Genomic DNA, 17119 nt, shown 5'->3' on the forward strand with positions numbered 1-17119 from the left:
AAATAATTTTCTTAATTTAAATTTTATATTAATAACGATAGTAAACATTAATATCCAATTAAATTGGATATTAGTATTAATTTATATATCAATTATTTATATGTTATTTTTTATTATCTTTAGGAGGATATTTTGATTAAATCCGCTCTTTTAACATTAGAAGACGGTACTCAATTTTACGGTCGTTCTATTGGGGCCATAGGTTCAGCAGTAGGGGAAATTGTATTTAATACATCAATGACAGGTTACCAAGAAATTTTAACTGATCCTTCATATTTTATGCAAATTATTGTTTTAACCTATCCTCACATTGGTAATGTTGGTACTAATTCTGAAGACGAGGAATCAAATCGAATTTACGCTCAAGGTTTAATTATTCGGGATTTATCATTATTAGCTAGTAGTTTTCGTAATAAAGAAAGTCTATCAAAGTATTTAAAACGTAAGAATATTGTAGCAATTGCAAATATTGATACTAGAAAATTAACTCGTATAATACGTAAGAAAGGTAATCAAAATGGTTGTATTATGACACATAACAATATAAATAATTCAAAAGCTTTACATAAAATTAAATCGTTTAAAGGATTAGAAGCAATAGATATATTAAAAGAAGTTACTACTACTTACAGTTACACATGGAATCAAGGGAATGTCTCGTTAAAACCACCGTTTTTAAAAAAACAAAAATCAACAAAAAGTCCTTATCATGTAATTGTTTATGACTATGGTGTTAAACGCAATATTTTACGTATTCTCGTAGACAAGGGTTGTCAATTGACAGTGGTACCAGCAAAAACTTCTGCTAAGGAAGTAATTGATATGAATCCTGATGGCATTTTTCTTTCTAATGGTCCTGGAAATCCTCAATCATGTGATTATGCTATTGATTATATTAATTATTTTTTAAAAATAAACATTCCAATATTTGGTATTTGTCTTGGTCATCAACTTTTAGCTTTAGCTAATGGTGCAAAAATTATAAAAATGAAAACAGGACATCATGGTGGAAATCATCCAGTAAAAAATCTTAGTAATAATAAAATAATGATAACTGCACAAAATCATTGTTTTGTAGTAGATAAACTTAGTTTACCTATTAATTTACGTGTAACACATATTTCATTATTTGATAATACAATACAAGGTATTCATCATATCGATAAACCAGCATTTGGATTTCAGGGGCATCCAGAAGCAAGCCCAGGACCATCTGATGCAATTTTATTGTTTGATCATTTTATTGAATTGATTAATCAATTTTACTTAATCAGGAGTTAATAATGCCAAAACGAATAGATATAAAATCCATCCTGATTCTTGGTGCTGGTCCAATTATAATTGGACAAGCTTGTGAATTTGATTATTCTGGTGTACAAGCTTGCAAAGCTCTTAAATCTGAAGGGTATCGTATCATCCTAGTAAACTCTAATCCAGCAACTATTATGACTGATCCAAATATAGCTGATATTACTTATATTGAACCAATACATTGGAAAATAGTAAAAAAAATAATTGAAAAAGAAAAACCAGATGCATTACTTCCTACTATGGGAGGACAAACGGCATTAACTTGTGCGTTAGAATTAGATCGTCAAGGTATACTAACGATGTTTAATGTAATTATGATAGGTGCAAATGCTGATAGTATTGATAAAGCAGAAAATCGCCAGCGCTTTGATACAATCATGAATAATATTGGTTTAGAAACAGCTCGTTCTAGTACTGCAAAAACAATGGAAGAAGCTTTAATTATCTGTGATTATGTTGGCTTCCCATGTATTATTCGTCCATCATTTACTATGGGTGGAGCTGGAGGTGGTATTGCATATAACTATTGTGATTTCAAGGAAATATGTAAACAAGGTTTTGATGTTTCACCTACTAATGAATTATTAATTGATGAATCATTAATTGGTTGGAAAGAATATGAAATGGAAGTATTACGGGATAAAAATGATAATTGTATAATAGTCTGTTCAATAGAAAATTTTGATGCAATGGGAATCCATACTGGTGACTCTATCACAGTTGCGCCTGCTCAAACATTAACAGATAAAGAATATCAAATTATGCGTAATGCTTCTATATCAGTAATGCGTGCAATAGGTGTAGAAACTGGTGGATCTAACGTACAGTTTGCAATTAATCCTAAAAATGGTCGTCTAATAATCATTGAAATGAATCCACGTGTGTCACGTTCATCAGCATTAGCTTCAAAAGCTACTGGTTTCCCCATTGCGAAAATAGCTGCTAAATTAGCAGTAGGTTATACTCTTGATGAACTGAAAAATGATATTACTGGAAATAGAATACCTGCTTCCTTTGAACCTTCTCTTGATTATATTATAACTAAAATACCACGTTTTAATTTCGAAAAGTTTCCTGGTTCAAATAATATTTTAACAACTCAAATGAAATCTGTTGGTGAAGTAATGGCTATAGGTCGTACTTTTCAAGAATCATTACAAAAAGCATTACGCAGTTTAGAAGTTGGAGTTAATGGTTTAGATTCTAAATTTAATGCAAGCTGTAATAAAAATATGAATGATATTCGTAATGCACTTAAAATAGCTAGTTCAGATAGAATCTGGTATATTGCTGATGCATTTCGGGCAGGTATGTCTGTATATAGTGTATTTAAGCTTACTAATATTGATAAGTGGTTTTTGATTCAAATTAAAGAATTAATTAATCTAGAAAAACAGATAGTTGTCAAGGGTTTGAATTGTTTAAATAAATCATTTTTATATATGTTAAAACGTAAAGGTTTTTCTGATGCGCGTCTATCCAGTTTAACTGGATTAAAAGAAAATGATATTCGTCAGCTTAGATATTCTTATAACATTCATCCTGTTTATAAACGTATTGATACTTGCTCTGCTGAATTTGATACTAATACTGCATATATGTATTCAACTTATGAAGAAGAATGTGAATCTGATCCAAACGAAAATAAAGAAAAAATTATGATAATAGGAGGAGGACCCAATCGCATAGGTCAAGGAATAGAATTTGATTATTGCTGCGTTCATGCTTCTTTAGCATTACGTGAAAATGGTTATGAAACTATTATGGTAAACTGTAATCCGGAAACTGTGTCAACAGATTATGATATTTCTGACCGTCTTTATTTTGAACCGATAACATTAGAAGATATACTCGAAATAGTAAGAATTGAAAAACCTAAAGGAGTTATTGTTCAATACGGAGGTCAAACACCATTAAAACTAGCTAGGTTATTAGAAACCTTTGGTGTACCAATTATTGGTACAAGTACAGATTCTATTGATTGCGCTGAAAATCGTAATAGATTTCAACAATTAGTTAAAAGACTTAATCTAAAACAACCAGATAATGCTACTGTTATAACATTAGAGCAAGCTATAAATAAAGCTACAGATATTGGTTATCCATTACTTGTGCGTCCTTCATACGTTCTAGGTGGACGTGCTATGGAAATCATTTATGATGAATTTGATCTTAAGCGTTATTTTCAATCAGCTATATTTATAGCTGATGATAATCCAATATTATTAGATCATTTTATAGAAGATGCGATTGAAGTTGATGTGGATGCAATTTTTGATGGTCATAATTTACTAATTGGTGGTATTATGGAACATGTAGAACAAGCAGGAGTACATTCAGGTGACTCTGCATGTTCGCTTCCGGCTCATACTTTAAACAATGACATTCAAGACACAATACGTCATCAAATAAAGAAATTAGCTGTCGAGCTAAAAATCAATGGTCTTATGAATGTTCAATTTGCGATTAAAGATAATAATGTGTACTTAATTGAGATTAATCCACGAGCTGCACGTACTATTCCATTTGTATCTAAAGCCACTGGTATTCCGTTAGCAAAAGTTGCTGCATTAGTAATGATAGGAAAAACTCTATCGCAACAAAAAATGACTAAAGAAATAATTCCGCATTACTATTCAGTTAAAGAAGTAGTTTTTCCATTTGTTAAATTTCAAGGATCTGATCCTATTTTAGGTCCAGAAATGCGTTCAACTGGTGAAGTCATGGGTATCGGTAGAACTTTTGAACAAGCTTTTGCTAAAGTAATGTTAGCTATTCAATGTAATATGAAAAGAAATGGCAGAGCATTATTATCGGTTAGAAAAAATGATAAAAAACGCATTGTTGATCTTGCAATAAAGTTAAAACATTTTGGATTTGAAATAGATGCTACACACGGCACAGCATTAACATTAGAAAAAGCAGGGATTGATGTTTGTTTAGTTAAAAAAGTACATGAAGAAGGTTATCCAAATATTCAAGACCGTTTAAATAATGGAGAATATACTTATATTGTCAATACTGCTTCTGGTCGTCAATCTATTGAAGATTCAAGAATGATTAGATATAGTGCTTTAAGATCTAATATATACTATAATACTACTTTAAATGGAAGTTTTGCTACATTAATGGCATTAAATGCTGACGCAATAGATGAGATTATTTCTATTCAAGAATTACATTTACAATTAAATAATAAAATTAAATAATTTTTAAAAATAATTTAAATTGCATGTATAATTAATTCAAACTAATTTTAACTACATGTAAATGTAATAAAATGTTTGGATAAGTCTTCAATGAAGAAATAAAATAATAGAACACATGATCAGTATTATTGCTGCATTTGAATATAACAGATTTATAGGTTTAAAGAATAACCTGATGTGGAGGCTTCCTGTAGATTTATCTTGGTTTAAGAAAAATACTATCAATAAACCGGTCATAATGGGTAGACTTACTTTTGAATCTATTGGACGTGCGTTGCCGAAAAGGTTAAATATTGTTGTTAGTAAACGTTATAGTAAATCTAAAAATGTTATTTGGGCTTCATCTTTAGATGAAGCAATTAATATCGTTAATACGTCTAATGAAATAATGATTATTGGTGGTGCTAGCATATATGAACAAACTATCAATTATGCTGATGCACTTTATTTAACTCATGTTAATACAACTATTGATGGTGATAAAAAATTTCCTTACTATAATCCTTGTGATTGGAACCTAATTTTTAATAAATTTCATGATATTGATAAAGAAAATATTTATAGTTGTAATTTTGAAATTCTATATCGCAAATCAAAAAAATAAATCTTAAGGATAATATTTTTATTATATCAATTTACTATTTTATTAATTCTATAATATTTACTTTCTTCCCAATGTAAAAGTGTAAGAGTTCCTCCCCAGCAACAGCCTGTATCTAAAGGAATAATTTTTTCTGGGGTACCTTTACCTTTTAGCGCAGACCAATGACCAAACACTATTGTATAATTATTTGTTAATTCAGTTTTAATATTAAACCAAGGTGTTATTGATAAATGATTTTTTCCTATAATATTTTTAGAAAACATTTCTAATTGACCATTTTTAAAACAATATCTCATTCTTGTTAACACATTGGTGATAAAACGCAATCTAGCTAACCCACTAAGTTTTTCATCCCAATTATTAGGCATATTCCCATACATAGAGTTAAGAAATAATGGATATACATTGCTGGATAGTACTTTTTTTATTTCATATGCACATTTTTTTGCCGTTTTTAAATCCCACTGTGGAGTAATTCCAGCATGTGACATAATTATTTTATTTTTTTCATCTATTTGTAGTAGCGGTTGACAACGTAGCCAATAAATTAAGTTATCAATATCCTTAGCTTCTAAGAGATGTGTCAATTGATCTTTGGGTCTATCGATATTAATTCCAGAATAAATTGCTAACAGATTTAAATCATGATTACCTAAAACTAATCGGATAGATGTTTCAATAGATTTTACATAACGTAATACATCTAATGAATTAGGCCCGCGAGCTACTAAATCACCAGTCAACCATAAAATATCTTTTTTAGGATTAAAATTTACTTGATTCAATAAAATACGAAATTCTTCATAACAACCATGAATATCACCAATTAGATATGTACTCATAGATTTTAAAATCCACTTTAAAATTATCATTTAGTTAATGAAATTATTGTACTAAATAGATATAAATCTTATTGCAAATTTGGAGTTTTGGAATTAATTAATCATGATGTATGATTTATTCCACTACTTATAATATTAAGTTGTAGCAAATGTGATATTTTAATCAATATATATCTAATGATTTCATTAAATTTACTAACTGATTAAATATGTAACGTTCTGTTTATTTATTTATATTGTATTATAAATTTCTATTTATTAAAAATTGTTATTAGTAATTTGAAACTTCATTAATTTAATAAAAGGTTTATTTTGTTAATATTATTGATATTACAGATGATAACAAAATAATTAGGTATTTCCTTGTTACCTTTAATTTTGTGTGTAAAATTTGATCTAAATAAATAATATATTGTAATTTATATTTATTTATTATTAAGTTGAAGAATTATAATTTTTATCATTAGCTAACCAATTCGCTAAACTACAATATTCTGAGACTGAAACATTTTCTGCACGTAGGGAAGGATCAATATACAGTTCTTTAAGAATACTTATAGGAATTATTTTATTTAAACTATTTCTCAGTGTCTTACGACGTTGACTAAAAGCTATAGTAGTGATGTACTTAAGTAAGTTTAAATTATTTACTTGATGTATTAGTGTTTTATGAGGAACTAACCGAATAAATGTAGAATATACTTTCGGTGCTGGTATAAAAGATATGGGATTTACTTCTAATAACGAAATAATTTTACAGTAGTATTGTGTCATTACACTGAGACGGCCATATTTTTTATTACCTGGACCAACAATCATACGATCAGCTACTTCTTTTTGTAGCATAAAATGCATGTCTTTAATGTATTTAACGTATTTAAAGAGATAAAATATAAGTGTAGTAGATATATTGTAAGGTAGATTTCCAAATATACGAATTGGTTTTTGTCTTTCTAAAGATAATGCTTTAAAATCAAATTTCAAAGCATTATCTCGAAAAATATTTAACTTATATCTTAATTCATTATCTTCTTTTAATTTTTTTATAAGATTATTATCTAATTCAATTACAATTAATTTATTAATATTTTCACAAATTTGTTTTGTTAAAGCACCTAAACCTGGTCCAATTTCTACTAATAATTGATCATTATTAGGATTAATAGCTGATATTATATTAGCAATCACATTATGGTCAGATAAGAAATTTTGTCCTAAATTTTTTCGGACATAATGTCCTTGATATATAACGCTATTCATTATTAATTTTAATCATATTAATTGCAAGATTAACTGCCATAAAAAAACTTTCTGAGTTAATTTTTCCTTTAGAAGCTAATTCAACTGCAGTTCCATGATCAACAGAAGTTCTAATAAAAGGTAAACCAAGGGTAATATTTACTGCTTTATTAAATGAACAAAATTTCAAGACTGGTAACCCTTGATCATGATACATAGCTAAAATTACATCAGCATTATTTAAGTACTTGTCTTGAAAAATAGTGTCTGCTGGTAATGGTCCTGTTATGTTTAGACCTTCTTTTCTAAGATTATTAATGACAGGAATAATAATTTCAATTTCCTCTTTACCGATATAACCACCTTCACCTGCATGGGGATTTAATCCACAAACGTAGATAGAAGGATCTTTAATAGAAAATTTTTTTTTAATTCATTATGTAAAATATTAATGATTACATTTAAATTATCTTTCGTAATAGCATCAGCAACATTTTTTATTGGCAAATGAGTAGTTGCTAGAGCTACACGCAAATTATTATTTACTAACATCATAACGACTTTATCAACACCTGTGCGATTAGCAAGAAATTCAGTATGACCAATAAAAGGTATTCCAGCCTCATTAATAATACTTTTATTTACCGGTCCTGTAACCATTGCTTTAAATCTTCCTTTTAAACATTCATCACATGATTTTATTAAAGTTTTTATTACATAATTACTATTATCTATTGATAATTTACCTGGAGTTACCTTTTTCGATAATTCTATAGGAATTATAGCTAAACTACCTTTTTTTTTCTTTCTATTGCTATTAGAATTATATTCATACAATGATATAGGTAAATGTAGCTGAGAAGCACGTTGATATAGTAAATCTGCGGAAGCACATACTACTAATTCAACAGGCCAATTTTTTTGAGCTAATTGTATTGTAATATCAGGACCAATCCCTGCAGGCTCACCTGGAGTTATAATGATACGAGGATAATTAATCATTATTATGTTTTATAATTTTAATATAAGACTTTGAAATTTTTTGTTGTATTAAATATTCAAGTTCTTCATATATTTTATTATTAATAATATTCATAAAAGAAAGTTTTTTTTGTATTGTATTATGATTACTTATTGTATTCATATCTGATTTATAAAGGATATACCATCCTGAATTAAAGAAAATTGGTTGAGTTATTTGATTATTTTTTAAATTTTTTAAGGTATTATTAATATTTTGAACAGAACTGTTATTAAATAATATCCATCTTGAATTAATATTTTTATCTACAAAAAATAAATTTTTGTATAACTGTTTAATTGTATTTTTAAGATTGATTTCTTTTGAATTAAATTTAGATATAATATCCTTCAGCTGTATTAAAAATTTTTTCTTTTTTATAGTATCTGAATTTAATTTTTTAAAGAATACTTTAATTTGCATATCGTTTGAAGTAATATTGTTATTACTATCTAAATCATTTATTTTTAAAATATGAAAACCAATTCCAGAACGGATTGGACCAACTATATCACCTTTTTTTGAATTCATTATTTCTTTAACAAAAATACTTGGTATTTTTTTTATTTTACTCCAGCCCATATTTTCTATATTTATTGAATATGGAATATTTTTTTTTAATTCGTAAATATTATTATTTCTTTTAAGTTTAATAACTAAATTTCTAGCTATATTTTCTTTTTCATATAATTGATGTTTATTTGGATTTTCTGGTAAAGGTACAATCACTTGACTTAAGTTTATTTCTCTCTCATTAAATTTATTTAAGAAAACCTGATTAGCTAATCTAGTTATTTCTTGAGGATAAACAATAATTCTATTTATTAACTCTTTACTACTAATAATGGAAACTATTATTTGCTTTTTTATTTGTTTTCGATATGAATCGTAATCAATATTATTACGTGATAAAGTTTCAAAAAATTGATTCATACTAGTATGATGCATAGTAGATATTTTTTTTATAATCATATCTATTTTATCATTTGTAACCATTAGCCCTATTTGTTTTGCCATTTGAAAAATAATTGTATCTACTATTTTTTTTTGAATAATCTGATTACGTAATGCGTCATAGTCAGGAAATTGTTCACCTTCAAGATAAAATTCAGATTTTAATCTTTGTATATAACTGGTTATTTCGCTTTCAAGAATTATATCGTTATTGACTATTACTGCTATTTTATCTTCTAATTTAGTTGCTGCAAATAAATTTAAGCTTATTAATATGTTAATAATTAATATTCCTAATTTTTTCATGTTATATCTTATCCGCTGTAATATACTATATATTATATACTATATATTTAAAGTTATTATATTGAAAATAATGTGTTACTGAAATCTTGAGATGTCAATATTAAATTTATTAAATTATATATTTTTATAATTGATATTCAGTATTTCTGCAATAATACATATAATCATGTTATTACAAATAAATATTAAAAATATATAGAGAGATTATGAATTTAAGAATAATATATAAATAATATACGAATATAAAATAAATAACACGATTAGATCTAATTCATAAACTTAAGATTATTTTTTTCATACTGTGAAATTAATGGTTCATATTGTAACGTTAATCGAATATTGTCAATTCCATTAACAATACATTCACGATGATATTTATCAATATGAAAAGAATAGATGTTATTTTCTGTAAATATATTAGATTTCTTAATATCAATACTAAACATAATACCGCTATTATTATTAACCAAATAAAACATTTCATCTATTTCTTTATCTTTTAATATTATGGGTAATAATTGATTATTAATACTATTTTTATAAAAAATATCTGCAAAACTAGGTGCTATAATAATACGAAATCCAAAATCTACTAAAGCCCAAACAGCATGCTCTCTTGATGAACCGCAACCAAAATTTTCGCGAGTTAGTAATATACTTGCAAATTTAAATTCTGGTTTGTTAAGAACAAAATATAAATTTGGTATCTTACCAGACATATCTTTATAACGCCAATAATGAAACAAATTTTTACCAAAGCCAATACGTGAAATTCTATGTAAAAATTGTTTAGGAATAATTGCATCGGTATCTACATTAGCTATATCTAAAGGTGCAACAATTCCAGTGTGTTGAATCAGCTTTTTTAACATTTTCATTAGCTCCTGATATTTAATTCACGAACATCAACAAAATGACCGTTTATAGCAGCTGCTGCAGCCATTAAAGGGCTAACAAGATGTGTTAATCCTCCACGACCTTGACGACCTTCAAAATTTCTATTACTTGTAGAGGCACAACGTTCACCTGGATTTAAACGATCTTCATTCATAGCTAAGCACATTGAACATCCTGGCAAACGCCATTCAAAACCAGCTTCTAAAAAAATCTTATCTAAACCCTCAGATTCTGCTTGTGCTTTTACGATTCCGGAACCTGGAACTACTATTGCTAAAACACCTGATGCAACTTTTTTACCTTTTATTACCATAGCTGCTGAACGTAAATCTTCAATTCTAGAATTAGTACAGGATCCAATAAATACTTTGTCAATATTAATATTTGTTAACTTTGTATCTGGTTTTAACTTCATATAATTTAATGCTTTTTCAGCTGATATTCGTTCAATTGGATTAGAAAATAAACTAGGATTAGGTACTGATTGATCAATTGATATGACTTGACTCGGATTTGTACCCCATGTTACTTGAGGTGCTATTTCTGAAATGTTAACTTCTATTATAGAATCAAAATTAGCATGATGATCCGATTTTAATGTACGCCAGTATTCAACTGCTTTTTCCCATTCTTTACCTTTTGGAGAAAATTTACGATTTTTTAAATATGTAAAGGTAATATCATCTGGTGCTATTAAACCTGCTTTTGCACCCATTTCAATTACCATATTACATAAAGTCATTCGACTTTCCATGCTCATCTGATTAATAATAAAACCAGAAAATTCCACGACATATCCATTTCCTTTACTACTACCTAAATGTCCAATAATTGCTAAGATTATATCTTTTGCAGTGATACCAACTGACATATTACCTATCAAATGAATTTTCATTGTTTTAGCTCTATCTTGTTTTATAGTTTGTGTCGCTAAAACATGTTCTACTTCTGACGTACCAATACCGAAAGCAAGAGCACCGAAAGCACCATGAGTTGATGTATGAGAATCACCACAAACAATAGTCATACCTGGCAAGGTTATACCTTGCTCTGGACCCATAACATGTACTATTCCTTGAAATGGATGATTAATATCATACAATTGAATCTTGAATTCTTTACAATTTTTTATCAGTTCTTGCATTTGGATACGTGATAACTTTCCTGATGCATTGATATCTTTAGTGATTGTAGAAACATTATGATCCATAGTTGCAAAAGTTTTACATGGCTGACGTACTTTTCTTAGGTTTGTTCTAAGATTATTAAAAGCTTGAGGTGAAGTAACTTCATGAATTAAATGTCTATCTACATACAATAATGGTATGTTATCAGTTGTGTTATGAATAATATGAGCATCGAATATTTTTTGATATAGTGTTTGCATGACTTTAGATTCCTAATATTATGTTTTTAATAATAACATTACCAATTTCTTCTGTAGTCATTGGATTGTTACTTGATATATCTCTGGTGTAATATCCCTTTTTTAAAACATTATACACAGCTCTTTCAATACTTTTAGCTGCATCTTCTAATTTTAAACTGTAACGTAATAGTAATGCTAAAGATAAAATTTGCGATATAGGATTAGCAATATTGAGACCAGCAATATCTGGAGCTGAACCTCCAGCTGGTTCATATAATCCAAAACCATGTTCATTCAAACTGGCAGATGGTAATAAACCTATAGAACCAGCTATCATTGCGCATTCATCAGAAATGATATCTCCAAATAAATTGGAACACAGTAAGACATCAAATTGTGATGGATCATTAATTAATTGCATAGCAGCATTGTCAACATACATATGATTTAATTTCACATCAGGATATTGTTTCGATGTTTTTTGTACTACTTCTCTCCACATAATAGATGTTTGTAATACATTAGCTTTATCAATAGAAGTTACATGTTTACGGCGTTTACGTGCAGATTCAAACGCTACTTTAGCAATTCTTTCAATTTCAAAACGATAATAAATTTCTGTATCAAATGCATATTCATATTTACCATTACCCTTACGTCCATTAGGTTTACCAAAGTAAATACCACCAGTTAACTCACGTACACATAGAACATCAAAACCTTTTTTAGCAATATCAAGACGTAAAGGACATAAATGTTCTAAACCATGGAATAATCTTGATGGACGTAAATTACTAAATAATTTAAAATGTTTACGCAATCTTAATAAAGAGCTTCTTTCTGGTTGATCGTTAATAGGTAGATGTTGCCATTTTGGTCCTCCTACAGACCCAAACAGAATTGCATCAGCTTTTTCACAACCATGAATAGTTATTTCAGGTAAAGCGCTTCCATAACGATCTATAGCAATTCCTCCTACATCATATTTTGTTATATTAATGTTAATGTTAAAGCATGAACATATTTCTTCTAATACTTTGATAGCTTGAGACATGATTTCAGGACCTATGCCATCCCCTGGCAACACTGCTATGAAATACTTTTTTAATATTGTCATGTTATTCCTTTTAGTTTTTTTAATTTACGTTCTAGTTCTTTTTCAACTTGTTTAGAACGCCAAATATTATTCAAAGCATTGATCATAGCTTTTACAGAAGATTCAATAATATCAGTTGCTAAACCAATGCCATGAAATTTTCTTGTTTTATAGTTAACTAATATGTCTACTTGACCTAATGCATTTTCTCCATGGCCTTTAGATGTTAATTTATAATTTAAGAGTTCAGCATTAAACATAGTTATTAAGTTAATAGCTTGATATACAGCATCTACTGGACCGTTGCCAGTTGCTGTTTTTAATTTTGTATTAAGACCACACATTAAACTTACGCATGCTTTAGCAACTTTGTTAGATCCTGATTGTACATTAAAATAATTTAACCTATAATATTCCGGATCCTCATTTTGCTTGTTAATAAATGCTAACGCTTCTAAATCATAATCAAAGACTCGTCCCTTTTTATCAGCTAATCTTAAAAAAGCATCATACAAAGCATCAAGATCATAATCATTTTCTTTATATCCCATTTCTTCCATTCTATACTTGACAGCAGCACGACCTGAACGTGATGTAAGATTCAATTGAATCTTATGTAATCCAATACATTCTGATGTTATAATTTCATAGTTTTCACGGTTCTTTAATACTCCATCTTGATGAATACCAGAAGAATGAGAAAAAGCATTAGAGCCAACTATTGCTTTATTTGATGGAATAGGCATATTACATATTTGGCTAATTATTTGACTGGTTCTGTAGATTTCTTGAAAATTAATATTGGTATTTAATTTTAGTATTTCTTGGCGAGTTTTGATTGCCATGACAATTTCTTCTAATGCACAATTACCTGCGCGTTCACCTAAACCATTTATAGTACATTCGATCTGTCGTGCTCCAGCTTTCAATGCTTCTATTGTATTTCCTGTAGCCAGGCCTAAATCATCATGAGCATGAACAGATAATATAGCTTTATTTATATTTGGAACTAAATTAATTAATTGAGTAATAATACCTGCATATTCGCTTGGAGTTGTATAACCAACAGTATCTGGAATATTAATTGTTGTAGCACCTGAATCAATTGCGACCTCAACTATACGACATAAATCATCAATTGGCGTACGACCTCCATCTTCACAAGAGAATTCAACATCATCGGTGTATTTACGAGCATATTTAATCATATATGACGCTCTTTCAATTACTTTTAGTAGGGTACTACGGAGTTTAGTTGCAATCTGTGTAGGAGATGTAGATATAAATATATGAATACGAAATCTTTCAGCAACGCATAAGGAACTATTAGCTACATCTATATCTTTTTCAAGACATCGTGCTAAAGCACAAACACAACTGTTTTTAATAGTTTTTGCAATTAATTGGACAGATTTGAAATCTCCAGGAGAAGATATTGGAAATCCGACTTCTATTATGTCAATTTGCATCCTTTCTAGAGCCAAAGCAATTTGTAATTTTTCTTTGAAATTTAAACTAGCTTGTAATGCTTGTTCTCCATCACGCAAAGTAGTGTCAAAAATAATAACGTTATCGTTCATTATTTTATCCTTAATCCTTTTATATAAAACAATTAAAAAACCCGCGACAAGCACGGGCTTTTTAATTTAAATTTACGTTTGAATTATTGAACTTATTAATAACAACAGGAAAATATGAAGTTAAATAAAAACATATCTGAAAAAGTAATCTATTGAATAATTTTGAATGATCTATGATCATAAAATTATTTATAAACAACTAATTAACAGTAAATTATTAATAATAGATAACCTTCTGATTATTTATAATAGTCATTAATTATCTACATTAAAATAATTTTATTCTTATATGTTAAGTATAAATTTTTATTTAAATTTTTTAAAAATAAAAATCTATCAATTGATATTATACGTAGTTACATTAAGTTAAATGATACATAAATACTATTGACATGTGTGATATTTTTTTAAGCTTGGAGGCAAAATGGATATGTTGTCAGGAGCTGAAATGGTTGTTCGTTCATTAATAGATCAAGGTGTAAAACAAATTTTTGGCTACCCAGGTGGGTCAGTATTAGATATTTATGATGCTTTGCAAACTATTGGAGGTATTGATCATATTTTAGTAAGACATGAACAAGGAGCTGTACATATGGCTGATGGTTTAGCTCGTGCAACAGGTGAAGTAGGTGTTGTTTTGGTAACATCAGGACCAGGAGCAACTAACTCTATCACTGGCATCGCAACAGCATATATGGATTCAGTTCCATTAGTCGTTTTATCTGGTCAAGTTTCTTCTTCATTAATTGGATATGATGCTTTTCAAGAATGTGATATGATCGGTATTTCTAGACCAATTGTTAAACATAGTTTTTTAGTAAAATATACCAAAGACATTCCGATCGTATTCAAGAAAGCTTTTTGGTTGGCTTCAACAGGTCGTCCAGGACCTATAGTTATAGATTTACCTAAAGATATACTAGATCCTAATAATAAGATTCCTTATAAATGGCCGAAATCCATAAATATTCGTTCTTATAATCCTATTGTTCCAATAAATAAAGCACAAATCAAACGTGCATTAATAAAACTTATTAATGCAAAAAGACCAGTTATCTATTCTGGTGGAGGAGCTGTTAATTCTAATTGCGAAAATGAATTGCTAATGTTAGCTAATTATTTAAAGAGTCCTGTAACTACTTCTTTGATGGGTTTAGGATCATTTCCAGGCACTCATGATCAATCTATCGGTATGTTAGGTATGCATGGTACCTACGAGGCTAACATGGCAATGCATAATTCCGATTTTATTCTTGGCATTGGAGTTCGTTTCGATGATCGCACTACTAACAATATAGAAAAGTATTGTCCTAATGCTACTATAATGCACATTGATATAGATCCTACTTCAATATCTAAAACTATAACGTCAGATATTTCCATTATAGGTGATATAAAGCAAATTCTACAAGTCATGCTGAAATTACTTGAAACAATCGAATTTAAATATAAAAATCAACTAGAAAATTGGTGGATAGCTATTAAAAATTGGCGTAATAAACAATGCCTATCTTTTGATCGTACAAGTAAAAAAATTAAACCACAATTAGTAATAGAAACTATTTTTCATTTAACAAAAGGCAATGCTTATGTAACCTCAGATGTAGGTCAACACCAAATGTTTACAGCCCTTTACTATTATTTCGATAAACCTCGTCGTTGGATTAATTCCGGAGGACTTGGGACTATGGGTTTTGGTTTACCTGCTGCATTAGGCGTTAAGATTGCTTTACCAAAAGAAACTGTTGTTTGTATTACTGGAGATGGCAGCATTCAAATGAATATTCAAGAACTTTCAACTGCATTGCAATATAATTTATCTATTTTAATTTTAAATTTAAATAATAATGTATTAGGTATGGTAAAACAATGGCAAGATATGATTTATTCAGGAAGACATTCCCAATCATATATGAAATCATTACCTAATTTTGTTAATTTAGCAGAATCTTATGGTCATGTTGGTATTAACATTAATCATTCTTTAGAATTGAAAGATAAATTAGTATTAGCACTAGATATTCTATCTAAAGGTAAATTAGTTTTTGTTGATATTAATATTGATGAAAATGAGCATGTGTACCCAATGCAAATTAGGGGTGGTGGTATGAATGATATGTGGTTAAGCAAAACGGAGAGAACTTAAATTATGCGTCGTGTTTTATCAATTTTAATAGAAAATGAATCTGGTGCATTATCTCGTGTAGTTGGATTATTCTCACAACGGGGTTATAATATTGAAAGTCTAACAGTAGCTCCTACTGATGATCCTACTTTATCACGTATGACTATTCAAACTTTTGGTGATTTAAAAGTATTAGAACAAATTGAAAAACAACTACATAAATTAATTGATGTTCTAAATGTTTTTGAATTAAGTGAAAAAAATTGTGTTGAACGTGAAATTATGCTAATAAAAATAAAAGCGAGCGGATATGAAAGAGAGGAAATAAAAAGAATTGTAGAAATTTTTCGTGGTCAGATTATTGATGTTACTAAAATAATGTATACAGTTCAACTCGTAGGCACTACTAATAAATTAGATGCATTTTTAAATATTATCAGAAATATAGCAGAAATTATTGAGATGGTTCGTTCTGGAATTATAGGAGTATTGCGTGGCAATTACATTATTCGCTAATGTGTTTCTATGTATATATATATACATCATACAAAATCATGAAATGTTTT

12 protein-coding genes and 1 pseudogene are annotated in these 17119 nt (G+C 28.5%); 5 read left to right on the top strand and 8 right to left on the bottom strand.

Going from position 1 to position 17119, the window contains the following annotated elements; all coding sequences use genetic code 11:
- Positions 1-132 precede the first annotated feature (132 nt).
- The 3 genes from carA (at position 133) to folA (ending at position 5124) form a co-directional block, all read left to right on the top strand.
- Positions 133-1281: a glutamine-hydrolyzing carbamoyl-phosphate synthase small subunit gene (gene carA / locus CRV10_RS02035; RefSeq protein WP_136130158.1), complete on the top strand. Its 1149-nt coding sequence runs from the start codon at positions 133-135 to the stop codon at positions 1279-1281.
- 2 nt (positions 1282-1283) lie between these two features.
- Positions 1284-4520, top strand: a complete 3237-nt coding sequence (carB, locus tag CRV10_RS02040) for a carbamoyl-phosphate synthase large subunit (RefSeq protein WP_136130159.1) — start codon at positions 1284-1286, stop codon at positions 4518-4520.
- 115 nt (positions 4521-4635) lie between these two features.
- Positions 4636-5124, top strand: coding sequence for a type 3 dihydrofolate reductase (folA, locus tag CRV10_RS02045; RefSeq protein WP_136130160.1), 489 nt, complete (start codon positions 4636-4638; stop codon positions 5122-5124).
- Positions 5125-5150: 26 nt separating this feature from the next.
- On the opposite strand, the gene apaH is transcribed toward folA, so the two are convergent.
- The 8 genes and pseudogenes from apaH to leuA form a co-directional block, all read right to left on the bottom strand.
- Complete coding sequence (gene apaH, locus CRV10_RS02050; protein ID WP_136130161.1) at positions 5151-5966, bottom strand: bis(5'-nucleosyl)-tetraphosphatase (symmetrical) ApaH; 816 nt, start codon at positions 5964-5966, stop codon at positions 5151-5153.
- A gap of 435 nt (positions 5967-6401) precedes the next feature.
- Positions 6402-7226: a 16S rRNA (adenine(1518)-N(6)/adenine(1519)-N(6))-dimethyltransferase RsmA gene (gene rsmA, locus CRV10_RS02055; RefSeq protein WP_136130162.1), complete on the bottom strand. Its 825-nt coding sequence runs from the start codon at positions 7224-7226 to the stop codon at positions 6402-6404.
- A pseudogene (pdxA, locus tag CRV10_RS02060) lies at positions 7219-8207 on the bottom strand (4-hydroxythreonine-4-phosphate dehydrogenase PdxA). The gene rsmA and the pseudogene pdxA overlap by 8 nt, the downstream one beginning before the upstream one ends.
- Positions 8200-9522 carry a peptidylprolyl isomerase gene (locus tag CRV10_RS02065; protein WP_338419097.1) on the bottom strand — a complete coding sequence of 441 codons (1323 nt, stop codon included), beginning with the start codon at positions 9520-9522 and terminating at the stop codon, positions 8200-8202. The pseudogene pdxA and the gene CRV10_RS02065 overlap by 8 nt, the downstream one beginning before the upstream one ends.
- A gap of 230 nt (positions 9523-9752) precedes the next feature.
- Positions 9753-10358, bottom strand: a complete 606-nt coding sequence (leuD, locus tag CRV10_RS02070) for a 3-isopropylmalate dehydratase small subunit (RefSeq protein ID WP_136130164.1) — start codon at positions 10356-10358, stop codon at positions 9753-9755.
- A 5-nt stretch (positions 10359-10363) separates the two neighbouring features.
- The gene (gene leuC / locus CRV10_RS02075) at positions 10364-11770 is read right to left on the bottom strand and encodes a 3-isopropylmalate dehydratase large subunit (RefSeq protein WP_136130165.1); all 1407 of its coding nucleotides are present in this window, start codon (positions 11768-11770) and stop codon (positions 10364-10366) included.
- Between the two features lie 4 nt (positions 11771-11774).
- The gene (leuB, locus tag CRV10_RS02080; protein ID WP_136130215.1) at positions 11775-12863 is read right to left on the bottom strand and encodes a 3-isopropylmalate dehydrogenase; all 1089 of its coding nucleotides are present in this window, start codon (positions 12861-12863) and stop codon (positions 11775-11777) included.
- A gap of 2 nt (positions 12864-12865) precedes the next feature.
- On the bottom strand, positions 12866-14428 hold the full coding sequence (leuA, locus tag CRV10_RS02085) for a 2-isopropylmalate synthase (protein WP_136130166.1): 1563 nt from the start codon (positions 14426-14428) through the stop codon (positions 12866-12868).
- Between the two features lie 424 nt (positions 14429-14852).
- On the opposite strand from leuA, the gene ilvI reads away from it, so the two are divergent.
- Positions 14853-16574 (top strand): acetolactate synthase 3 large subunit, encoded by a 1722-nt coding sequence (gene ilvI / locus CRV10_RS02090; RefSeq protein ID WP_136130167.1) that lies wholly within the window; start codon positions 14853-14855, stop codon positions 16572-16574.
- Positions 16575-16577: 3 nt separating this feature from the next.
- On the top strand, positions 16578-17069 hold the full coding sequence (ilvN, locus tag CRV10_RS02095) for an acetolactate synthase small subunit (protein ID WP_241971813.1): 492 nt from the start codon (positions 16578-16580) through the stop codon (positions 17067-17069).
- Positions 17070-17119 lie beyond the last annotated feature (50 nt).

Source organism: Candidatus Pantoea edessiphila (assembly GCF_002933355.1).
GTDB classification, from domain to species: Bacteria; Pseudomonadota; Gammaproteobacteria; order Enterobacterales; family Enterobacteriaceae; genus Pantoea_C; species Pantoea_C edessiphila.

Coding starts and splice junctions, on each gene's coding strand:
- ilvI (WP_136130167.1), top strand. CDS start 14,853: ATGGATATGTTGTCAGGAGCTGAAATGGTTGTTCGTTCATTAATAGAT.
- folA (WP_136130160.1), top strand. CDS start 4,636: ATGATCAGTATTATTGCTGCATTTGAATATAACAGATTTATAGGTTTA.
- leuD (WP_136130164.1), bottom strand. CDS start 10,358: ATGTTAAAAAAGCTGATTCAACACACTGGAATTGTTGCACCTTTAGAT.
- rsmA (WP_136130162.1), bottom strand. CDS start 7,226: ATGAATAGCGTTATATATCAAGGACATTATGTCCGAAAAAATTTAGGA.
- ilvN (WP_241971813.1), top strand. CDS start 16,578: ATGCGTCGTGTTTTATCAATTTTAATAGAAAATGAATCTGGTGCATTA.
- leuC (WP_136130165.1), bottom strand. CDS start 11,770: ATGCAAACACTATATCAAAAAATATTCGATGCTCATATTATTCATAAC.
- leuA (WP_136130166.1), bottom strand. CDS start 14,428: ATGAACGATAACGTTATTATTTTTGACACTACTTTGCGTGATGGAGAA.
- apaH (WP_136130161.1), bottom strand. CDS start 5,966: ATGAGTACATATCTAATTGGTGATATTCATGGTTGTTATGAAGAATTT.
- carB (WP_136130159.1), top strand. CDS start 1,284: ATGCCAAAACGAATAGATATAAAATCCATCCTGATTCTTGGTGCTGGT.